The sequence below is a fragment of the Vibrio sp. HI00D65 genome (assembly GCF_001635455.1).
GTDB lineage: Bacteria > Pseudomonadota > Gammaproteobacteria > Enterobacterales > Vibrionaceae > Vibrio.
The window spans coordinates 42,343-58,911 of the sequence record NZ_LWEH01000613.1 but is presented as its reverse complement, the minus strand read 5'-3'; the positions used below and the strand labels follow the sequence as shown (position 1 = coordinate 58,911).

16 protein-coding genes and 1 pseudogene are annotated in these 16,569 nt (G+C 44.1%); 3 read left to right on the top strand and 14 right to left on the bottom strand.

Going from position 1 to position 16,569, the window contains the following annotated elements; all coding sequences use genetic code 11:
- Positions 1 to 33: 33 nt before the first annotated feature.
- The 5 genes from hemN to A3712_RS25250 all read right to left on the bottom strand — a co-directional run bounded on the left by hemN (position 34) and on the right by A3712_RS25250 (position 4,586).
- Positions 34 to 1,425 (bottom strand): oxygen-independent coproporphyrinogen III oxidase, encoded by a 1,392-nt coding sequence (gene hemN, locus A3712_RS25270; RefSeq protein ID WP_063525441.1) that lies wholly within the window; start codon positions 1,423 to 1,425, stop codon positions 34 to 36.
- Positions 1,426 to 1,707: 282 nt separating this feature from the next.
- Positions 1,708 to 2,196: a DUF2489 domain-containing protein gene (locus A3712_RS25265; protein WP_008218483.1), complete on the bottom strand. Its 489-nt coding sequence runs from the start codon at positions 2,194 to 2,196 to the stop codon at positions 1,708 to 1,710.
- Positions 2,197 to 2,202: 6 nt separating this feature from the next.
- Positions 2,203 to 2,760, bottom strand: coding sequence for a Der GTPase-activating protein YihI (gene yihI / locus A3712_RS25260; protein WP_063525440.1), 558 nt, complete (start codon positions 2,758 to 2,760; stop codon positions 2,203 to 2,205).
- A complete protein-coding gene (locus A3712_RS25255; RefSeq protein WP_063525439.1) occupies positions 2,760 to 3,398 on the bottom strand; it encodes a class I SAM-dependent methyltransferase in 639 nt (212 codons plus the stop codon). The genes yihI and A3712_RS25255 overlap by 1 nt, the downstream gene beginning before the upstream one ends.
- A 570-nt stretch (positions 3,399 to 3,968) precedes the next feature.
- On the bottom strand, positions 3,969 to 4,586 hold the full coding sequence (locus A3712_RS25250) for a c-type cytochrome (RefSeq protein WP_063525438.1): 618 nt from the start codon (positions 4,584 to 4,586) through the stop codon (positions 3,969 to 3,971).
- A gap of 148 nt (positions 4,587 to 4,734) precedes the next feature.
- Between A3712_RS25250 and yihA the strand changes: the two genes are divergently transcribed.
- Together yihA and A3712_RS27235 are read left to right on the top strand one after the other, a co-directional pair.
- Positions 4,735 to 5,394 carry a ribosome biogenesis GTP-binding protein YihA/YsxC gene (gene yihA, locus A3712_RS25245; RefSeq protein WP_063525437.1) on the top strand — a complete coding sequence of 220 codons (660 nt, stop codon included), beginning with the start codon at positions 4,735 to 4,737 and terminating at the stop codon, positions 5,392 to 5,394.
- A 220-nt stretch (positions 5,395 to 5,614) separates the two neighbouring features.
- A pseudogene (locus A3712_RS27235) lies at positions 5,615 to 5,868 on the top strand (GTP-binding protein); the annotation flags it as partial.
- A 319-nt stretch (positions 5,869 to 6,187) separates the two neighbouring features.
- Here A3712_RS27235 and A3712_RS29000 read toward each other — a convergent pair.
- The 4 genes from A3712_RS29000 to hemB form a co-directional block, all read right to left on the bottom strand.
- Complete coding sequence (locus A3712_RS29000; RefSeq protein WP_438356636.1) at positions 6,188 to 6,235, bottom strand: hypothetical protein; 48 nt, start codon at positions 6,233 to 6,235, stop codon at positions 6,188 to 6,190.
- Positions 6,236 to 6,428: 193 nt separating this feature from the next.
- On the bottom strand, positions 6,429 to 9,227 hold the full coding sequence (gene polA, locus A3712_RS25240; RefSeq protein WP_063525436.1) for a DNA polymerase I: 2,799 nt from the start codon (positions 9,225 to 9,227) through the stop codon (positions 6,429 to 6,431).
- Between the two features lie 694 nt (positions 9,228 to 9,921).
- The gene (locus A3712_RS25235; RefSeq protein WP_063525435.1) at positions 9,922 to 10,362 is read right to left on the bottom strand and encodes a GNAT family N-acetyltransferase; all 441 of its coding nucleotides are present in this window, start codon (positions 10,360 to 10,362) and stop codon (positions 9,922 to 9,924) included.
- A gap of 76 nt (positions 10,363 to 10,438) precedes the next feature.
- Positions 10,439 to 11,482: a porphobilinogen synthase gene (hemB, locus tag A3712_RS25230; RefSeq protein ID WP_063525434.1), complete on the bottom strand. Its 1,044-nt coding sequence runs from the start codon at positions 11,480 to 11,482 to the stop codon at positions 10,439 to 10,441.
- A gap of 208 nt (positions 11,483 to 11,690) precedes the next feature.
- Between hemB and A3712_RS25225 the strand changes: the two genes are divergently transcribed.
- Positions 11,691 to 12,452, top strand: coding sequence for a TatD family hydrolase (locus A3712_RS25225; protein ID WP_063525433.1), 762 nt, complete (start codon positions 11,691 to 11,693; stop codon positions 12,450 to 12,452).
- 286 nt (positions 12,453 to 12,738) lie between these two features.
- Here the strand turns inward: A3712_RS25225 and tatC are convergent, their stop codons facing one another.
- From tatC to A3712_RS25200, 5 genes are all read right to left on the bottom strand, one after another.
- Positions 12,739 to 13,494 (bottom strand): twin-arginine translocase subunit TatC, encoded by a 756-nt coding sequence (gene tatC / locus A3712_RS25220; protein WP_063525432.1) that lies wholly within the window; start codon positions 13,492 to 13,494, stop codon positions 12,739 to 12,741.
- A 66-nt stretch (positions 13,495 to 13,560) separates the two neighbouring features.
- Positions 13,561 to 13,968, bottom strand: coding sequence for a Sec-independent protein translocase protein TatB (gene tatB / locus A3712_RS25215; RefSeq protein WP_004740982.1), 408 nt, complete (start codon positions 13,966 to 13,968; stop codon positions 13,561 to 13,563).
- 3 nt (positions 13,969 to 13,971) lie between these two features.
- Positions 13,972 to 14,214 (bottom strand): Sec-independent protein translocase subunit TatA, encoded by a 243-nt coding sequence (gene tatA, locus A3712_RS25210; RefSeq protein WP_008218506.1) that lies wholly within the window; start codon positions 14,212 to 14,214, stop codon positions 13,972 to 13,974.
- Between the two features lie 52 nt (positions 14,215 to 14,266).
- Positions 14,267 to 15,901 carry a ubiquinone biosynthesis regulatory protein kinase UbiB gene (gene ubiB, locus A3712_RS25205; protein ID WP_063525431.1) on the bottom strand — a complete coding sequence of 545 codons (1,635 nt, stop codon included), beginning with the start codon at positions 15,899 to 15,901 and terminating at the stop codon, positions 14,267 to 14,269.
- On the bottom strand, positions 15,898 to 16,503 hold the full coding sequence (locus A3712_RS25200) for a ubiquinone biosynthesis accessory factor UbiJ (RefSeq protein ID WP_063525430.1): 606 nt from the start codon (positions 16,501 to 16,503) through the stop codon (positions 15,898 to 15,900). The genes ubiB and A3712_RS25200 overlap by 4 nt, the downstream gene beginning before the upstream one ends.
- Positions 16,504 to 16,569: the final 66 nt, after the last annotated feature.

The window sequence follows — 16,569 nt, the reverse complement described above, 5'->3', positions numbered from 1 at the left end:
GCATTTTTTATGTTTTGATTCTCAAGCGCGTGATTAGATAACGCGAGAGAACTGCTGTTGGCGAGCCTTAGCACGCAAGTATTTATCGAAACACATGCAGATGTTACGAATCAGCAGACGACCACGAAGCGTTACGCGGATTTCTTTGTCGTCTACTTCAACCAAGTCATCATTAATGAAGGTTTGCAGAAGCTCTAAGTCTTCTTTGAAGTAACGATTAAAATCAACAGCGAACTCAGATTCGATCATCTTCTTATCGAGTTTGAAGTTACAAATAAGCTGCTTAATCACTTCACGACGTAGTAAATCGTCGTTATCTAGTACTACACCTTTCCAAAGCGCATGGCGAAGGTCATTCACTTGAGCATAGTATTTCTTAAGTTCTTTTTGGTTTTGCGCGTAAGAGTCACCCACCATAGAGATAGCCGACACACCAAAGCCTACTAGGTCACACTCGCCCTGAGTCGTGTAGCCTTGGAAATTACGGTGCAGTACCCCCTCACGCTGTGCCACTGCTAGCTCATCTTCTGGAAGCGCGAAGTGATCCATACCGATGAACTGGTAACCTGCTCCCGTTAGAGTCTCGATGGTATCTTGCAAGATAGCCATCTTCTCTTCAGCTTTTGGTAGGTCTTCATCTTTAATCTTACGCTGCGCCGCAAACAGTTGTGGCATGTGAGCATAGTTAAATACCGATAGACGACCAGGTTTCATCTCAAGTACTTGCTTCAGCGTTTCAGCGAATAACGCTTGAGTCTGCTTAGGCAAGCCGTAAATCAAATCTAGGTTAGTTGAACGGAAGCCAAGCTCTTTAGCACGCTGAACCATAGCTACGATGAACTCTTCATCTTGCTCACGGTTCACCAGCTTTTGCACTTCTTTATTGAAATCTTGAACACCGATACTCAGGCGGTTGAAGCCTTCATTACGTAGGTGATCCAGTACATCGAGTTCAATCTCACGTGGGTCAATCTCGATGCTGATCTCAGCGTCAGCAGTGAAGTTAAACTCATCACGTAGGATCATCATTAGACGAGTGATTTGGGCCTTGCTTAGGAAAGTTGGCGTACCACCACCGAAGTGCAATTGAGTCACTTCACGACCATTTAATAAAGAGGCACGTTGGCGGATTTCATGTTCAATCACATCTAGGTACTCGTCTGCTTTGTGCGAGTGACGAGTAATCACCTTGTTACAACCACAGTAGTAACAAAGCTTATGGCAGAACGGAATATGTACGTAAAGCGACAGTGGACGCTCTGGGTATTGCGTGCACGCCATGTCGTAATCAGAGACGGTAAACGCTTCATGGAACTCCAACGCAGTTGGGTATGAAGTGTAACGAGGTCCCGAATAGTTGTACTTGTTTAAGATTTCTTGGTCCCAAACGATTTGCTGATTCGTTGTTACTGGCTTGCTCGACATAGCGGTACTTCCAATTTAGATTCGCGAGAACCTAGGCTCTCTCAAATCAATTTACATACATTAAAATATAGACGGGTTATTTTGCCACACGACCTGTAAGGTCGTTTCAAGACAAAATCCATTTTCTAGATAAAAACTCAGAACTGCTAGCTTGATCACTAACAATGCACCGTAATAAAGAGGTGCAAAAGGTAAGAAGGCTCATTTAGCAATCGGGTTAAAGATTATTCATCTTAAAAACACCGGTAGTAAACAAGCCTCTATATTTAATAGTCTTAGCGACTAGATCATCTGGATATTGATTTGGTTGTTAAGAGGCTTAACCTTCTCCTGCAACCTTTTCAAATCCTCAATAACTGCATCGTTCAAGCGAGTCTCTGCCTTGTGGCGTGTGAGATTCTGCTGCATGCGCTCTTTCTTGGTCAGTTCCTGCCTTTCTTCTCCGCGCGCCATATCTTTAACAATATGGTACAGCTCGGAGAGGGCCGGATATTCTGCGTCAAGGTCGACACGCTCATCTCCCTGAACATTATCCATGATGATACACACTCGGATACTGATCTCAGGCAAATCACACTGGCCTTGAATACCCGCAAGGCACAAAGTATTTACGTTTTCGTAAATCGTCGCGTTACGTTTTTCAATCGCTAGTGCTTGATGCTGCTTTTGCAACTCCGTCTGCTTCTTCACTTGAAGTAGAAGGTAACCTGCGTAAGAGCCCAAGCCGAGAATGATAATTCCACCAGCAATTGCTAATAAGGTTACGTTCATTGGCTATTAACCCTTAAAGCTGTCTAAGTCGATGTCTTCGAATTGAGATAGCAAGTCTTCATCAGAGTTTGCTTTCTTGTTCGATACTACCGGCGTTTCTTCGAAGAACTCTTCTTCATCGTTTTCTGGCTCTAATAGACCCAAACGGCCCATTAGGTGCTCAATGCGATCAAGCTTCTCATCAACGAACTTCTGTAGACCTGCACCTAGGTTTTCACCATTTTCGATACGGTCTAGTAGCGTGTTCAGTTGTGGATCATTCTCAAGCATCTCTAACTCTTGCTCGTTAGATAGCTTGCGCTCTTGCTTAGTTAGCTTCTTCACTGGTTCAACGATCAGTGGGATTTTTTTCTTGCTGCCTAAGCGTGGGTCGCGAGATTGTGCTGCTTTACGCTGTTTCGCGTCGCTACCATCTGAGTGGCGGCTGCCTGATTTTAGGCCTTTACGCTTTTTCAGACGCTTACGTTCACGACCTTCAACATCAGATTCGCTACGGTTACGAGTAACGATAACTTCAGGAGCACCATATGCTCCCGGCTTTCTAGATTTTTTACTACGGCTCATTACTGGGTCTTCCTCAGTAAAATTACATCATTTCCAATAAATTCGAGTTCGAGCTTATCCCGCTCTGCCAAAAACTGGAATGTTTGGCGACTAAAGAAGGCGACATGTGTCGGGTCATTCTTATAGTGCCAACCAGCAAACGCGTCCACGTCTATTACCAGCTTGGTCATCAGACCAATCCAGCCCTTGGGCTTAACTAAATTCAACCACTGCTGCCACACCTTATCCGGGTGGTAAAGGTGCTCTATCACCTCGGTGGCAGTCATAAAGTCATACGTTTTCTCCAGCACAGAAGTTTCTGGGTGGTAGTAAATATCGTACAACTCCATGGTGTGTCCGGCTTCTTCTAACATAATAGATAGCGTAGGGCCCGGGCCACAACCAAAATCCAACCCGTATGAGTTAGATGAAATTTTGTCTGTCAATGGATCCGCGATGCGAGATAAAAAGCGGCGATAGCCCGCATCACTAGGATCGTTCTCATGGAGATCATAGTGCGCTTTCTCTTCGTTTGCTTCTAACCTTTTATCTGGTTTTACAAATACCAGCTCACATTGCTGACACTGCAGATAAGCTCTGCGTTTGTCTTCAAAATAGTGATTCACGCCTTGGTGATGGCATAAGGGACAAGTATACATAGCACATCCTTAAACAGGGATGCGAAACATACCAGAAACTGCGTTTATAGTGGAGAGGTATTGGGTGTTTTTTCATCAAATCAATAAAAAAAGCGATAGGAAAACCTATCGCTCTCTAAATCTGCCTATATCGGCCAAAATTTGCATACTCAACTTGGTACACAAATCTCCATTTGTTATTGGTGCTTTCCATGCCAAATTTGTTTGTTGTTCATCGTCCTGATGAGTTTTGGCTATCCTTTTCTAACACCTTGTTGCTGGGCTGTCCTAGCCTGATCCGTTTCTGTCTATACCGTTAGACGAGATGATCATCCGTATCTAAGTCAGCTCCTAGCTGATGGCACTTACTTTACCGTGTTACAAAAAGACTACAATAGTGCGACTTCACACTTTCGAACACTAATTGATCACACATTGATAAATTAGACACAACAAGATAAATCATCACAAATATCTATTGGTAAAGCCTAAAAAAAGAAAACGCCCCAATCATTTCTGATCGGGGCGTCTTCTTCAATCTCGCTCGAACGTACATTTCTTCACTCTGGCTAAGAGCGAAAAACCGACAAATTAGTGTAGACCACCAACGTACTTCGATAAGGTATCAATTTCTGCGTCTGTTAACTTTTTAGCTACATCACGCATCATCGCATTCATGTCGTTATTACGGTTACCATCGCGGAATTTTTCAAGTTGAGCCTTGATGTATTCTGCGTGTTGGCCTGAAATTTTAGGGAAGCCTGACAACTCGGTGCCGTTACCACGAGGGCCGTGACAAGCGATACACGCTGTTAGGCCGCGCTCTGCGTTGCCCGCTGTGTATAAGGTCTTACCTTCTTTAACTACGTTCTCAGGAGTAGAGTTGTTAGAGATTGGGAGAGATGCGTAGTATGCCGCTAGGTCAGCCATATCTTGTTCAGACAGAGGCATCGCCATTGCACCCATTACAGGCGCATAACGACCTTGCTTACCACCACTCGTCATACCTAGCTTAAGCTCTTTTAACTGCTTCTCTAGGTACTTCTCATGTTGACCAGCCAACTTAGGGTACTGAGTGATCAGACTGTTGCCGTCAGCACCGTGGCAGGCAACACATGTTTGTGATTTGGCTTTACCAGCTTCTATACTACCTTGAGCCCATACTGAGCAGCTGGCTAAAAGACTCAAAATTAGCGCTAATTTCTTCATGACATTCCATTATAATTATCAAGCTTCCAGTACCACTCTATGTTGCCACTCATGGTACAATAGGCGACCTTATGCCGAGCACGGTTATTTTACACAAATTCACAAAAAAGTAATCAATCGACTACACAAAGTCGAGATGGAGTTAACAGTGAGCGTAAAAATTCATTATCAAAACACGCATTTCATTACCAGTGCACCTGATATTCGTCACTTACCAGAAGACGAAGGGATCGAAATTGCGTTTGCAGGACGCTCCAATGCTGGTAAATCTAGCGCGCTAAATCGCGTTACCAACCAAAAAAGCCTAGCGAAAACCAGTAAAACACCTGGTCGAACTCAGCTTATTAACCTATTTAAGGTAACGGACGGTTGTCATATCGTCGATTTGCCTGGGTACGGTTTTGCTCAAGTACCGCTTGAGATGAAGAAAAAGTGGCAGAAGTCGCTAGGTGAATACCTTCAAAAACGTGAGTCGTTGAAAGGTTTGGTGGTATTGATGGACATTCGACACCCAATGAAAGACCTAGACCAACAAATGATTTTCTGGGCCATTGATAGCCGTATTCCAGTACAAGTACTGCTAACTAAGGCTGACAAACTAAAACAAGGCGCACGTAAAGCACAGCTACTGAAAATTCGTAAAGATGCGCAATCTTTCGGTGGCGATGTCGCTGTTGATGTTTTCTCTTCACTGAAAGGCATTGGTGTTGACCAACTACGTAACAAGATGGATGAATGGTTCGCGCCAGCGCTTGCTGATCAACTCATCGACGAACTAGAAAACGAAAAACACAACGATTCAGAGTAGTCTCTATATAAAGGGAACACATAGCGAATCGATCGCGACTCCAAGAGATCGCACCTTAACAATACCCTGCCTTATATAGGTGGGGTATTTTTTGTCTATAAATTAACGATTTAAGCTCAAAAACCGAGAATAAAAAGTAAGATAAACCCGTTACAAACAACAGAATGAACCATACTAAAAGACAAGCTTTTATAAACAGTACAATGAGAAAGGAACACTCATGTGGAAAATGCCCCTAATCGTAATAGCGTTGATTATGGTTTCATTTTCAGGATCCGCCTCTGAAAAAGAAGCATCGGAAACGCCACTAATCAACGTTGATATGACTTTAGACCTTGATGGCATGGAGAGGTTTGCTCAAGATGCAAGCCATCGTCAAGAACCCTATCCTTAGTGACGAACAAAAATGGCGCTTAACCAAACGGTTGAAAGCATAAACAAAAACTCGCTGACACCACCAAGACTTCACTCAAGTAACTGCCACAAGCCTTAGACCAACATTCACCCACTCAATGCACTGATAAATAAGGCGCGCGCGATCAATACTTTATCAGCACTTTGTAAAATAAAAGTTATTTCAAATGATAAAACAATCATTTTATGTGTGGATTTAAATTACCAATTGCTGATTGAATTCCAAATTCACAACGAATGGAATAGATAAAGAAGGCATTTAAAAAGCGTAACAAAAGCACTAGAAATAGGGCGTTTTTCAGGGGGATTGTAGGTCGAAAATATTTTTCCTTCGCACAAGAAAAAACGCCCCAGTCAAATACTGACTGGGGCGGCTGAATCAGCCTAATCCAATAACGTGAAACAAAAGGTCTGAAAGATAGAACATCTTACCTCTGTACCCTACGAGATTTAATGTACAACAATTGCTCAGAAATGAAAACAATTTTTGTAGTTTTTTTTCATGAATGTTTTATTAAAACACTTACCCCCTTTGCGTAATTGAACTTTATTCGAGACAAAAAAAAGCCAGTGTTTGTGCACTGGCTCATACTAATTTGCTCAATAAGGTCAAAAACTGATTAGTGGGCTTGGTCCCAGTTGTCACCGTGACCAGCTTCCGCAACAAGCGGCACATCTAGGTCAGCAGCAGATTCCATCAATTCTCGTACTTTACTTTCAATTTCGGCTAAAGATGACTCTTCCACTTCAAATACCAATTCATCGTGTACTTGCATCAATAGCTTAACTCGGCCATCACCTTCCGCCTGAATCCATTCATCCACCAACAGCATCGCTTTCTTAATGATGTCTGCCGCTGTACCTTGCATTGGCGCGTTGATCGCTGCACGCTCAGCTGCCTTACGACGCATGCCATTACGAGATTGGATTTCAGGTAGGTGCAGACGACGACCATAAATGGTTTCAACGAAGCCCTGCTCTGAAGCAGCGCTGCGTGTGTCTTCCATGTACTGCATCACACCAGGATAGCGCTCGAAGTAAGTATCCATGTAGTGCTGTGCTTCACCACGAGGAATACCAAGCTGCTTAGCCAAGCCAAAGGCACTCATGCCGTAGATAAGACCGAAGTTAACCGCTTTAGCACGACGACGTTGCTCAGAAGTCACATCCTCAATATTAACGCCAATGATCTCAGCTGCCGTTGCCGCGTGGATATCTTTGCCTTGTTGGAATGCCTCCAGTAGCGCTTTATCACCCGATAGGTGCGCCATGATACGCAATTCAATTTGAGAGTAATCGACTGCTAGAATCTTCCAACCATGCTGTGCAACGAATGCTTGGCGGATACGACGGCCTTCTTCATTACGAATTGGGATGTTCTGTAGGTTTGGATCGGTCGAAGACAAACGACCAGTCGCCGTTACCGCTTGATGATACGAGGTATGAACACGACCCGTTTCTGCATTGATCATCTTCGGAAGTTTGTCAGTGTAAGTCGACTTCAGCTTCGCAAGACCACGATACTCAATGATCAACTTAGGTAGCGGATAATCTAGCGCCAGTTCCTGTAGTACCTCTTCATTAGTTGAAGGCGAACCAGATGGCGTTTTCTTGATAACAGGCAAACCCATTTTCTCGAACAGAATCGCTTGCAGCTGTTTCGGGGAGTTCATGTTGAACTCTTGCTCTGCAATCTCGTAAGCTTTTTGCTCTAACTCATCAAGACGAACCGCAATCTCTTGTGACTGTGCACCTAGCAACATGTCATCAACGAATACACCGGTACGTTCAATGCGAGACATGACTGGAATCAGCGGTACTTCGATCTCTTCATAGATCGCTTTTAGCTTTTCATCTTGCTGGATATTTTCCATTAGGCGGTTATGCAGACGCAGTGTTACGTCAGCATCTTCAGCTGCATATGGAGACGCTTCATCCAGCTCGATCTGGTTGAACGTCAATTGTTTCTTACCTTTGCCCGCAATTTGCTCAAATGAGATGCAGCTATGTTGTAGGAAACGCAATGCCAAACTGTCCATATCATGCTTACCGCCAACGCTATTGAAAACGTAAGACGCTAGCATAGTGTCATGCTTGATGCCTTTCATCTCAATACCGTAACGCGCTAAAACGCTCATATCGTACTTGAGGTTTTGACCCACTTTAGCTTGTGCATCATCTTCAAGAATCGGCTTAAGCTGCTCTAGTACCCAATCGCGATCCAGCTGTTGTGGTGCGTCTAGGTAGTCATGAGCAACTGGTACGTAAGCAGCAACACCTTCTTCAGTTGCGAACGATAGGCCAACCAGGTTAGCTACCATGTAATCTAGACTGTCAGTCTCGGTGTCAAAAGCAAACACCTCTGCCGCTTTCAACTTCTCTAGCCAAGCGCTGAAAGTCTCTTCATCAAGAATAGTTTCGTATTTGCTACGATCAATCGTCACTGCTGAAGTGTTCATCTCAACGGTTGAGGTTGCTGATGTGCCACTGCTACGTACGGCTCCAGATTTCTCGTCAGCTTCAACGACACCAGTACCGCCCTCAAGAAGCTCACTCAGCCAAGACTTGAAAACTAATTGACCATATAGCTTAATCAGCTCATCGGTATTTGGTTGCGTTTTTACGAGTGATTCTGGTGTCTCTTCAAGCTCAACATCCAGCTTAATCGTCGCCAGTTGGTAAGACATTTCAGCGTTATCTTTATTGTCGATAAGCTTCTTAGCCATCGTCTTAGAACCACGAAAACCAAGCGCAGCAATATCATCTAGGTTTTGGTACAACTTCTCGATGCTACCAATACCTTGCAGTAGAGCTGTTGCTGTTTTGTCACCAACACCTGGAACACCAGGTATGTTATCCACTTTATCGCCCATCAGAGCAAGGTAGTCGATGATAAGCTCAGGTGGGATGCCAAACTTCTCGATAACACCTTCGCGATCCATCACCACATTGGTCATGGTGTTGATCAAAGTAACGTTGTCATCAACCAGTTGGGCCATATCTTTATCGCCAGTACTGATCAAAACCGGCATGCCCGCTTTAGATGCTTGAGAAGCCAGTGTACCGATCACGTCATCCGCTTCAACGCCTGGGATCGAGATAAGTGGCAGACCCATTGCACGAATCACATTGTGCAAAGGTTCGATCTGGCAACGCAGATCATCCGGCATAGGTGGACGATTAGCCTTGTACTCTGGGTACATGTCATCACGGAACGTCTTTCCTTTCGCATCAAAAATAACCGCAATACGATCAGAAGCAAATTGACGCATCATGCTGCGCAGCATGTTAACTACACCGTAAACCGCGTTAGTCGGGATATCACCATTGCTCATGGTGCCAGGGTAAGCATGAAACGCGCGATATAAGTAAGAAGAGCCATCGATCAGAATCAATGGATTGTCAGGAATACGAGCCATAATGTTTGTGTATCCAGTAAGTACAGAAATTATCTGTTAAGAATGCCACGTCTGTTGGTTGGATTCCACGTTGTCGATCCGTATCCGTTCACTCGGTTGTGTTCGATATAATCAATTTGTTGTTATTTTTTGTTCTTAGATACAGGCGTTCTGTGGATAACTCTGTTTATATTATTTATCCACCCTGTTGAGAACTAAGACAAACAAAGCAAAAAACACAAACAAACCATTGAAAATAAAGTATAAATTTACAGATCGAACAGATGATCAACGATCTTTTTAAGATCTTACGTTGTGGAAAAGAATACTGATGGCGTTTTATTCGTAAAAATACGTGCCACTAAATATGCATCATGTGAAATGGTAGGCATAAAAAAAGCGACACCCGAAGATGTCGCCTAGCAAAAACCGGTAAAGCCATTCAAATTGAATACCACAGCTTTACCTAAAAGCTATAAATTACACTGGAAGCAATGTGAGCAATGTCGTGTCAAAAAGAACTCAGTACAAGTTCGCGAGAATTCTGTTGGGTAACCAAGTTAATACTCGATTACTTAACATCCTTGTGAACATTTCCTCATTCCCTAAGACAGTTTTAATAATAATGATTCTCATTTAATAGTCAACCACTAAATGATAATAAATCTCATTTAATTTCATTTAACTGATTAATGCCACGACTTAGAGATGTTAACTATGCTACCAGACGCTTAACAAAATGAATGCGATGCTCTCGAATATCCTTTTTTTCTTCCAGTTTTTCGATCTGGTAACCATTCCTCAGTAATAGGCGCAACATAGCAGGAAACTGGTTACGCGATTTCACTTTGAGTTGTTGGTAGCCTTGTTGTTTCACCCACTGTTCTTGCACATCTAATTGTCCCTGTGCGACTCCTTTGTTTCTCGCGAGCGGTGATACGCCACCAAACCAACTATAAAAAGTGTTCGATTCCAATTCATAGCCGATCTTAAAACCTAGTAGCACACCCGCTTCTTCCGCGACTAAAATCAAACTCTTCTTGCCTGATAAGCGCTGCGCAAGGGAGGCCACACTCTCTTTTTGAGCAAACTCGTTAATCTGCTCAACAACCGAAACCACTTCTTCCAGCGAGCCTTCACGTATGATAACTGACATACTTTCCACCCTCATAAACGAAAGGGTTGGCACGACGGCCAACCCTTTAAATAACTTATAGCTTAACCTAAAGTCGTTACTTTTCTCTTAGATGCTCAGCGGCCTTTGCATTGTGTTCAGTTAGCCACTCAGCTACATCTTTAGCAAAGTAAGTTAGGATGCCATCCGCACCAGCACGCTTAAAGCACAGTAGTGATTCCATAACTGTATCGCGCTCTTTCAGCCAGCCGTTTTGAATCGCCGCTTTATGCATCGCGTATTCGCCAGACACTTGGTATGCATACGTAGGAGCTTGCAGCTCATGCTTCACACGGCGCACGATATCTAGGTAAGGCATGCCTGGTTTCACCATCACCATGTCCGCACCTTCGTTAAGATCCATAGCGACTTCGTGAATCGCTTCATCACTGTTTGCAGGATCCATCTGGTAGTTCTTCTTGTTACCACCTTTCAGGTTAGATGCACTGCCGACAGCATCACGGAATGGACCGTAGTAGCACGACGCGTATTTCGCCGAGTACGCCATGATTTGAGTGTGAATGTGACCTGCTTCTTCTAGCGCTTCACGAATCTTACCAATACGACCGTCCATCATGTCCGATGGAGCAACCACGTCGGCACCCGCTTCAGCGTGAGACAATGCCTGTTTGATCAGCACTTCTGTTGTCTCATCATTCATCACGTAGCCATCTTCATCGATGATGCCATCTTGGCCATGTGTGGTGAACGGATCTAGCGCGACATCTGTGATAACACCAATGTTCGGCACATGTTCTTTTAGTGAACGTACAGCACGCTGAACCAAACCTTCCGAGTTATGGGCTTCAGCTGCGCATAAACTTTTAGCATCTTGGTTCACGACTGGGAATAGAGCAATCGCAGGAACACCCAATTTAGAAAGGTAATCCGCTTCCTCAAGCATAAGGTCGATCGACAGGCGTTCAACACCCGGCATAGACTCTACAGGCTCGCGGCGGTCTTTACCCATTAGGATAAACATTGGGTAAATTAGATCATCCACAGACAATTGATTTTCTGCCATTAGGCGACGGCTAAAGTCGTGCTTACGCATACGGCGCATACGGCGACCTGGGAATTGACCTTGAATTGAAACAGACACTAGATTCTCCTTGCCTAGTCTAAGTACTGAAATACTCAGATATGAAAAGTGCTAAATACAGGCAAAAGCATATCACTGATGGCTCAGGACGCTAGCAGTAAAATATAAAACCCACTCAAAAACAGGGAGAAATGGCAAAAAATGACCTTCTCCTCACACTGCCGTATACTCATGGCAACTCAGTAAAGACCCCATTCAGGACAAAACAATGATCGACACCCATGCTCATATTTACGCTAGCGAATTCGATGAAGACCGCGAACAGGTAGTGCAGCGCGCACTGGCTCAAGGTATTGATACGATTCTACTACCAAACATCGACCTAGAATCTATCGAGCCAATGCTAGCAACGGAAGCTCAATTTCCAGAAGTATGTCGTTCAATGATGGGCTTACACCCTTGTTATGTTGATGGAAATATTGAAGAAACGCTAAAGACCATTCGCGCGTGGTTCGATAAACGCGATTTTATCGCAGTGGGTGAAATCGGTATCGACCTCTACTGGGATAAAACCTTTAAAGCCGAGCAAGAGATGGCTTTCGTCACCCAACTGCAGTGGGCAAAAGAACTCGACCTGCCGGTGGTGATCCACACTCGAGATTCAATAGAAGAGACCCTGACTCTGCTAAAACAAGAACAAGACGGCAGTTTACGTGGTGTATTTCATTGCTTTGGCAGTAGCCTAGAAGAAGCTCAAGCGATCAATACGCTCGGCTTCCACCTTGGTTTAGGTGGTGTTTCAACCTTTAAGAATTCAGGTATGGATAAGGTGATCCCACACCTAGATATGGACTTCGTTATCTTAGAAACAGACTGCCCTTACTTAGCACCAGCGCCAAACCGTGGTAAACGCAATGAACCTGCGTACACAGAGCTAGTCGCTAAGCGCATTGCAGACCTGCGAGGCATCACTCTAGAAGAAGTTGAAAAGATCACAACAGCCAACGCTAAATCATTGTTTAATTTATAAATAATGTAGAAAACCAATTTCTATTGTTTTCAATAAAATTCATTTGTTAAAACAAGGTGACATGTATATTATCTACTGCTTGCATATAGAGGTAGTTAATAATGTGTGACCACTCACAATACTTACAACGTCAGCATCGAACTCTATGGCATAAAATCTTGGGCATTAAAGAGCTCTATGTATGTCAAAACTGTGGCTATCAGCTGAAAATTCGATAACGAAGAAGAATAAAAAAGCGGCCTAGGGCCGCTTTTTTATTATGAGATTTTTACTGCAGAGATCTAGCTTACGATTCAGCTTCTTCCTCTTCATCGCCATCTGACTTACGCACATAGAAACGAGAGAAGAACAGGCCGATCTCAAACAGGATACACATTGGAATCGCTAACAGTGTTTGAGAAATCATATCTGGCGGTGTCAGCATCATACCGATAATAAAAGCACCCACGACAATGTAAGGGCGCTTCTCAGCTAGCGCTTTAGGTGTCGTTGCACCCGTCCAACACAATAAGATAATCGCAACTGGTACTTCAAAGGCAATGCCAAAAGCAAAGAACAGTGCGAGTACAAAATCAAGATAACTCGATATGTCCGTCGCAAACTCTACCTGCCCTAACGAGATAGCCGTAAAGAAGCTGAATACCAATGGGAACACCACGAAGTAAGCAAACGCCACACCACAGTAAAACAGCAGAGAACTTGAAGCCAAAAGTGGCATGATCAAGCGCTTCTCATGCTTGTACAAACCCGGAGCCACAAAAGCCCACACCTGATACAAAATAAACGGTACCGCGACAAACACTGCGGAAATTAACGTTAGTTTCAAAGGTGTGAAAAATGGCGATGCAACATCGGTTGCGATCATCGTCGCCCCTTCAGGTAGACGATCTACCAAAGGTGCGGATACGAATTCATAAATATCATTAGCAAAATAAATTAGCCCGATAAACACCACTAGAACGGCGAGAATCGATCGTAGTAGTCGATTACGGAGTTCTAGAAGATGGCTAATTAAAGGCTGTGTCTGCTCAGTCGAAGACATTTCAAACCTCTTAAACAGGAAGATCGAAAAGGAGTCGCGTATATTTGGCGACCCCTCCTTGCGAGACTATTCGGCTTTTTTATCTGACGGTGCTGAAGCTTCACTGTTTACCTGAATGGTTTCAGATTCGACAGTTTCCGTGACACTAGGTGTAGTCTCACTCGGCTTATCAGACTCAGGCTTAGCATACGGACGTTGAACCTCAGCAGCGGCCTGCTTGAGTTCATCGACTGACGCTTTAAGGTCTGGAGATAAATCTTCCATACCCATTTGTTCCGCCTTGCGTAGATTTTCTTGTAGCTCTTGCACCTTAAGCTCGTGAGAAAGTTCATCTTTCACACTGTTTGCCATACTTTTCGCCGCACCCACAAACTTGGATACACTGCGAATTGCCACAGGCAAACGCTCAGGCCCTAGAACCACTAACCCAACGACAGATATTAATACCAGTTCCCAAAAACCGATATCAAACACGATTTACGCCTGCTCTTTGTCTTTCTTTGTTTCAGCAGTCGCTTCTGTCTTCTGCTGTTCAATATTCTTTGGTTCGAAGTCTGCGTCTTTCTTATCTGCAGGCTTTTCATCATCGCTCATTGCTTTCTTGAAGCCTTTAACCGCTGAACCTAAGTCACCGCCCATACCGCGCAGTTTCTTTGTTCCGAATAGCAAAATTACAATTACAGCAATGATTAGAAGTTGCCAAATACTGATACCACCCATTGTCATTGTCCTCGGGTCTGTCTACACAAAAAATATAAAGAGAGTCTACTGTCTATCGACGGTAAGCTCGCCAACTAAGCAGCCAAAATGTGACACCTGCGATGCCACAGCCCATAGATAGCTGCTCATAAGGGCTTGAAACTAATATTGCGGAGCATACGACTAAAGTGGCTCCAACGCCAAACAAAAACTTTCCAGTTGCTTGCTGACGCTTACTCTCTCGGTAACCTTGATAAAGCTGATCCATTCTATGGTTCATCGCTTTACCTTGGCGCAAGCTGTCATAAAGTAACTCTGGCAGCTCTGGCAGTTTTTCTGCCCAGAATGGCGCGCGCTCTTTGACTGCGTTAATCACAGCTTGCGGCCCCACCTGATTCATCATCCAAGTTTCAAGGAAAGGCTTTGCGGTTTCCCACAAATCAAGTTGTGGATACAGCTGACGACCTAACCCTTCAACATACAACAAGGTCTTTTCTAGCAGTACCAACTGAGGCTGAACCTCCATGTTGAAACGCCTTGCTGTATTAAATAAGTTTAGCAACACATGACCAAATGAGATCTCACCGAGTGGCTTGGCAAAAATCGGCTCACACACCATGCGGATCGCGAACTCGAAGTCATTAACGTTGGTATCATGAGGTACCCAGCCCGAATCAACGTGCAGCTCTGCAACTTTACGATAATCTCGGTTGAAGAAAGCCAGCAGGTTTTCCGCTAAATAACGTTTATCTTCGCTGCTTAACGTGCCGACAATGCCACAATCGAGACCAATCCATTGAGGATTATCTGGGTTATCTGGGTTAACGAATACGTTGCCCGGGTGCATGTCGGCATGGAAAAAACTGTCTCGGAATACCTGGGTGAAGAATACCGTCACACCACGTTCCGACAGCAATTTCATATTGGTGCCGTTGGCTTTCAAAGTCTCGACATCCGACACTTGAATACCATAAATACGCTCTGACACCATCAAGGTTTCGCTACTTAAATCAGGAATCACCTCAGGAACGTATAACTCTTCACTGCCTTCAAAATTACGACGCAGTTGAATGGCATTTGCAGCCTCTCGGCGTAGATCCAATTCATCAATTAAGGTTTTTTCGTACTCATGAACCACCTCAACCGGTCTTAAACGACGTGCTTCAGGAAGCGACTTAGCGACTATACTAGCCATTCGATGCATCAGTTTTAGATCTGCATCAATCACCGGGCGAATATCTGGTCGAATTACCTTCAGAACCACCTCTCGGCCGTTCTCTTTTAACTTCGCAGTATGCACCTGAGCGATGGACGCTGAAGCAAGCGGTGTAATATCGAAGTCGGTAAACCAGTTATCTAAACTGCCACCCAGTGCCTTCTCTATATCTTGCTTAGCCAATTCACCATCAAACGGCGCCACCTGGTCTTGCAAAAGTGCCAACTGATCGGCGATATGAGGAGGGAACAGATCACGACGTGTCGACATCATCTGTCCAAACTTAATCCATACCGGACCTAGCTCTTGCAAAGCCAGACGTAAACGATGCCCTAACTCTTTATCTTTGTGCTTGTTCTTAATCCAAAACAGAGACTTTCTCGCCAACAAAGGCGCTTTGGTCAATTGGTGCTCTGGCATCAGCTCATCAAGGCCATATTCCAATTGTACCTTGATAATATGATAAAGACGTTTCAGTTCTGTTGGGGTCATGCTTTCTCCAACAGAGCGTTCAACTTAGCTTCTAGGCGTGCAGCTGAGCTTTTTACGTCATCAACCTGATCGCAAAAATGTGCCACCTCTAATGGCGCAGGAGCGATCTTCCACTCCTCAGTCAGAACCTGAGCGAAGTGGTTTTGATGTCTCGTCGCTTGCTTTGCCACAAGCCCACCAACGTTCTTAACGCCTTGTACCAAGGTATGAGCCACCACATCACCTGTCACGCGAGACAACCACTCTTCCAAATCAGGTTTGCAGTCTGTCATCAACTGAGAAAACTTCTGCGCCAACTGAATATCACCTTCCAAGATCAGCTTATCTTGCTTGATAAGCTTAGTAATATTCGATTGTTCGCGGAGTTCTGGCAATACAGATAGATTCAAAGATAAGTAGCAATCAGGTTGCCCTTCGTATTCTGACAACACATCAATTTGTTGGCTAAAAACGAACGTAAGTGTTTTATTCAACTCTTTCAAATTGACTTGAATGATCTGCCCTTTTAAACGCGACAAACGACGAACCAGTGCTGGATCATCGTTTACTAGCGTATTCAAAGAGGTTTCAATAACCGCGGTTACCAATGGATCAAATGGCATGACTGTCCTTACCTTTGAAAACGGATAAGCCTTAACCTATCCGTTCTATCTTTATTCTTATCTTCT

Coding starts and splice junctions, on each gene's coding strand:
- hemN (WP_063525441.1), bottom strand. CDS start 1,425: ATGTCGAGCAAGCCAGTAACAACGAATCAGCAAATCGTTTGGGACCAA.
- A3712_RS25265 (WP_008218483.1), bottom strand. CDS start 2,196: ATGAACGTAACCTTATTAGCAATTGCTGGTGGAATTATCATTCTCGGC.
- yihI (WP_063525440.1), bottom strand. CDS start 2,760: ATGAGCCGTAGTAAAAAATCTAGAAAGCCGGGAGCATATGGTGCTCCT.
- A3712_RS25255 (WP_063525439.1), bottom strand. CDS start 3,398: ATGTATACTTGTCCCTTATGCCATCACCAAGGCGTGAATCACTATTTT.
- A3712_RS25250 (WP_063525438.1), bottom strand. CDS start 4,586: ATGAAGAAATTAGCGCTAATTTTGAGTCTTTTAGCCAGCTGCTCAGTA.
- polA (WP_063525436.1), bottom strand. CDS start 9,227: ATGGCTCGTATTCCTGACAATCCATTGATTCTGATCGATGGCTCTTCT.
- A3712_RS25235 (WP_063525435.1), bottom strand. CDS start 10,362: ATGTCAGTTATCATACGTGAAGGCTCGCTGGAAGAAGTGGTTTCGGTT.
- A3712_RS25225 (WP_063525433.1), top strand. CDS start 11,691: ATGATCGACACCCATGCTCATATTTACGCTAGCGAATTCGATGAAGAC.
- tatC (WP_063525432.1), bottom strand. CDS start 13,494: ATGTCTTCGACTGAGCAGACACAGCCTTTAATTAGCCATCTTCTAGAA.
- tatA (WP_008218506.1), bottom strand. CDS start 14,214: ATGGGTGGTATCAGTATTTGGCAACTTCTAATCATTGCTGTAATTGTA.
- ubiB (WP_063525431.1), bottom strand. CDS start 15,901: ATGACCCCAACAGAACTGAAACGTCTTTATCATATTATCAAGGTACAA.
- A3712_RS25200 (WP_063525430.1), bottom strand. CDS start 16,503: ATGCCATTTGATCCATTGGTAACCGCGGTTATTGAAACCTCTTTGAAT.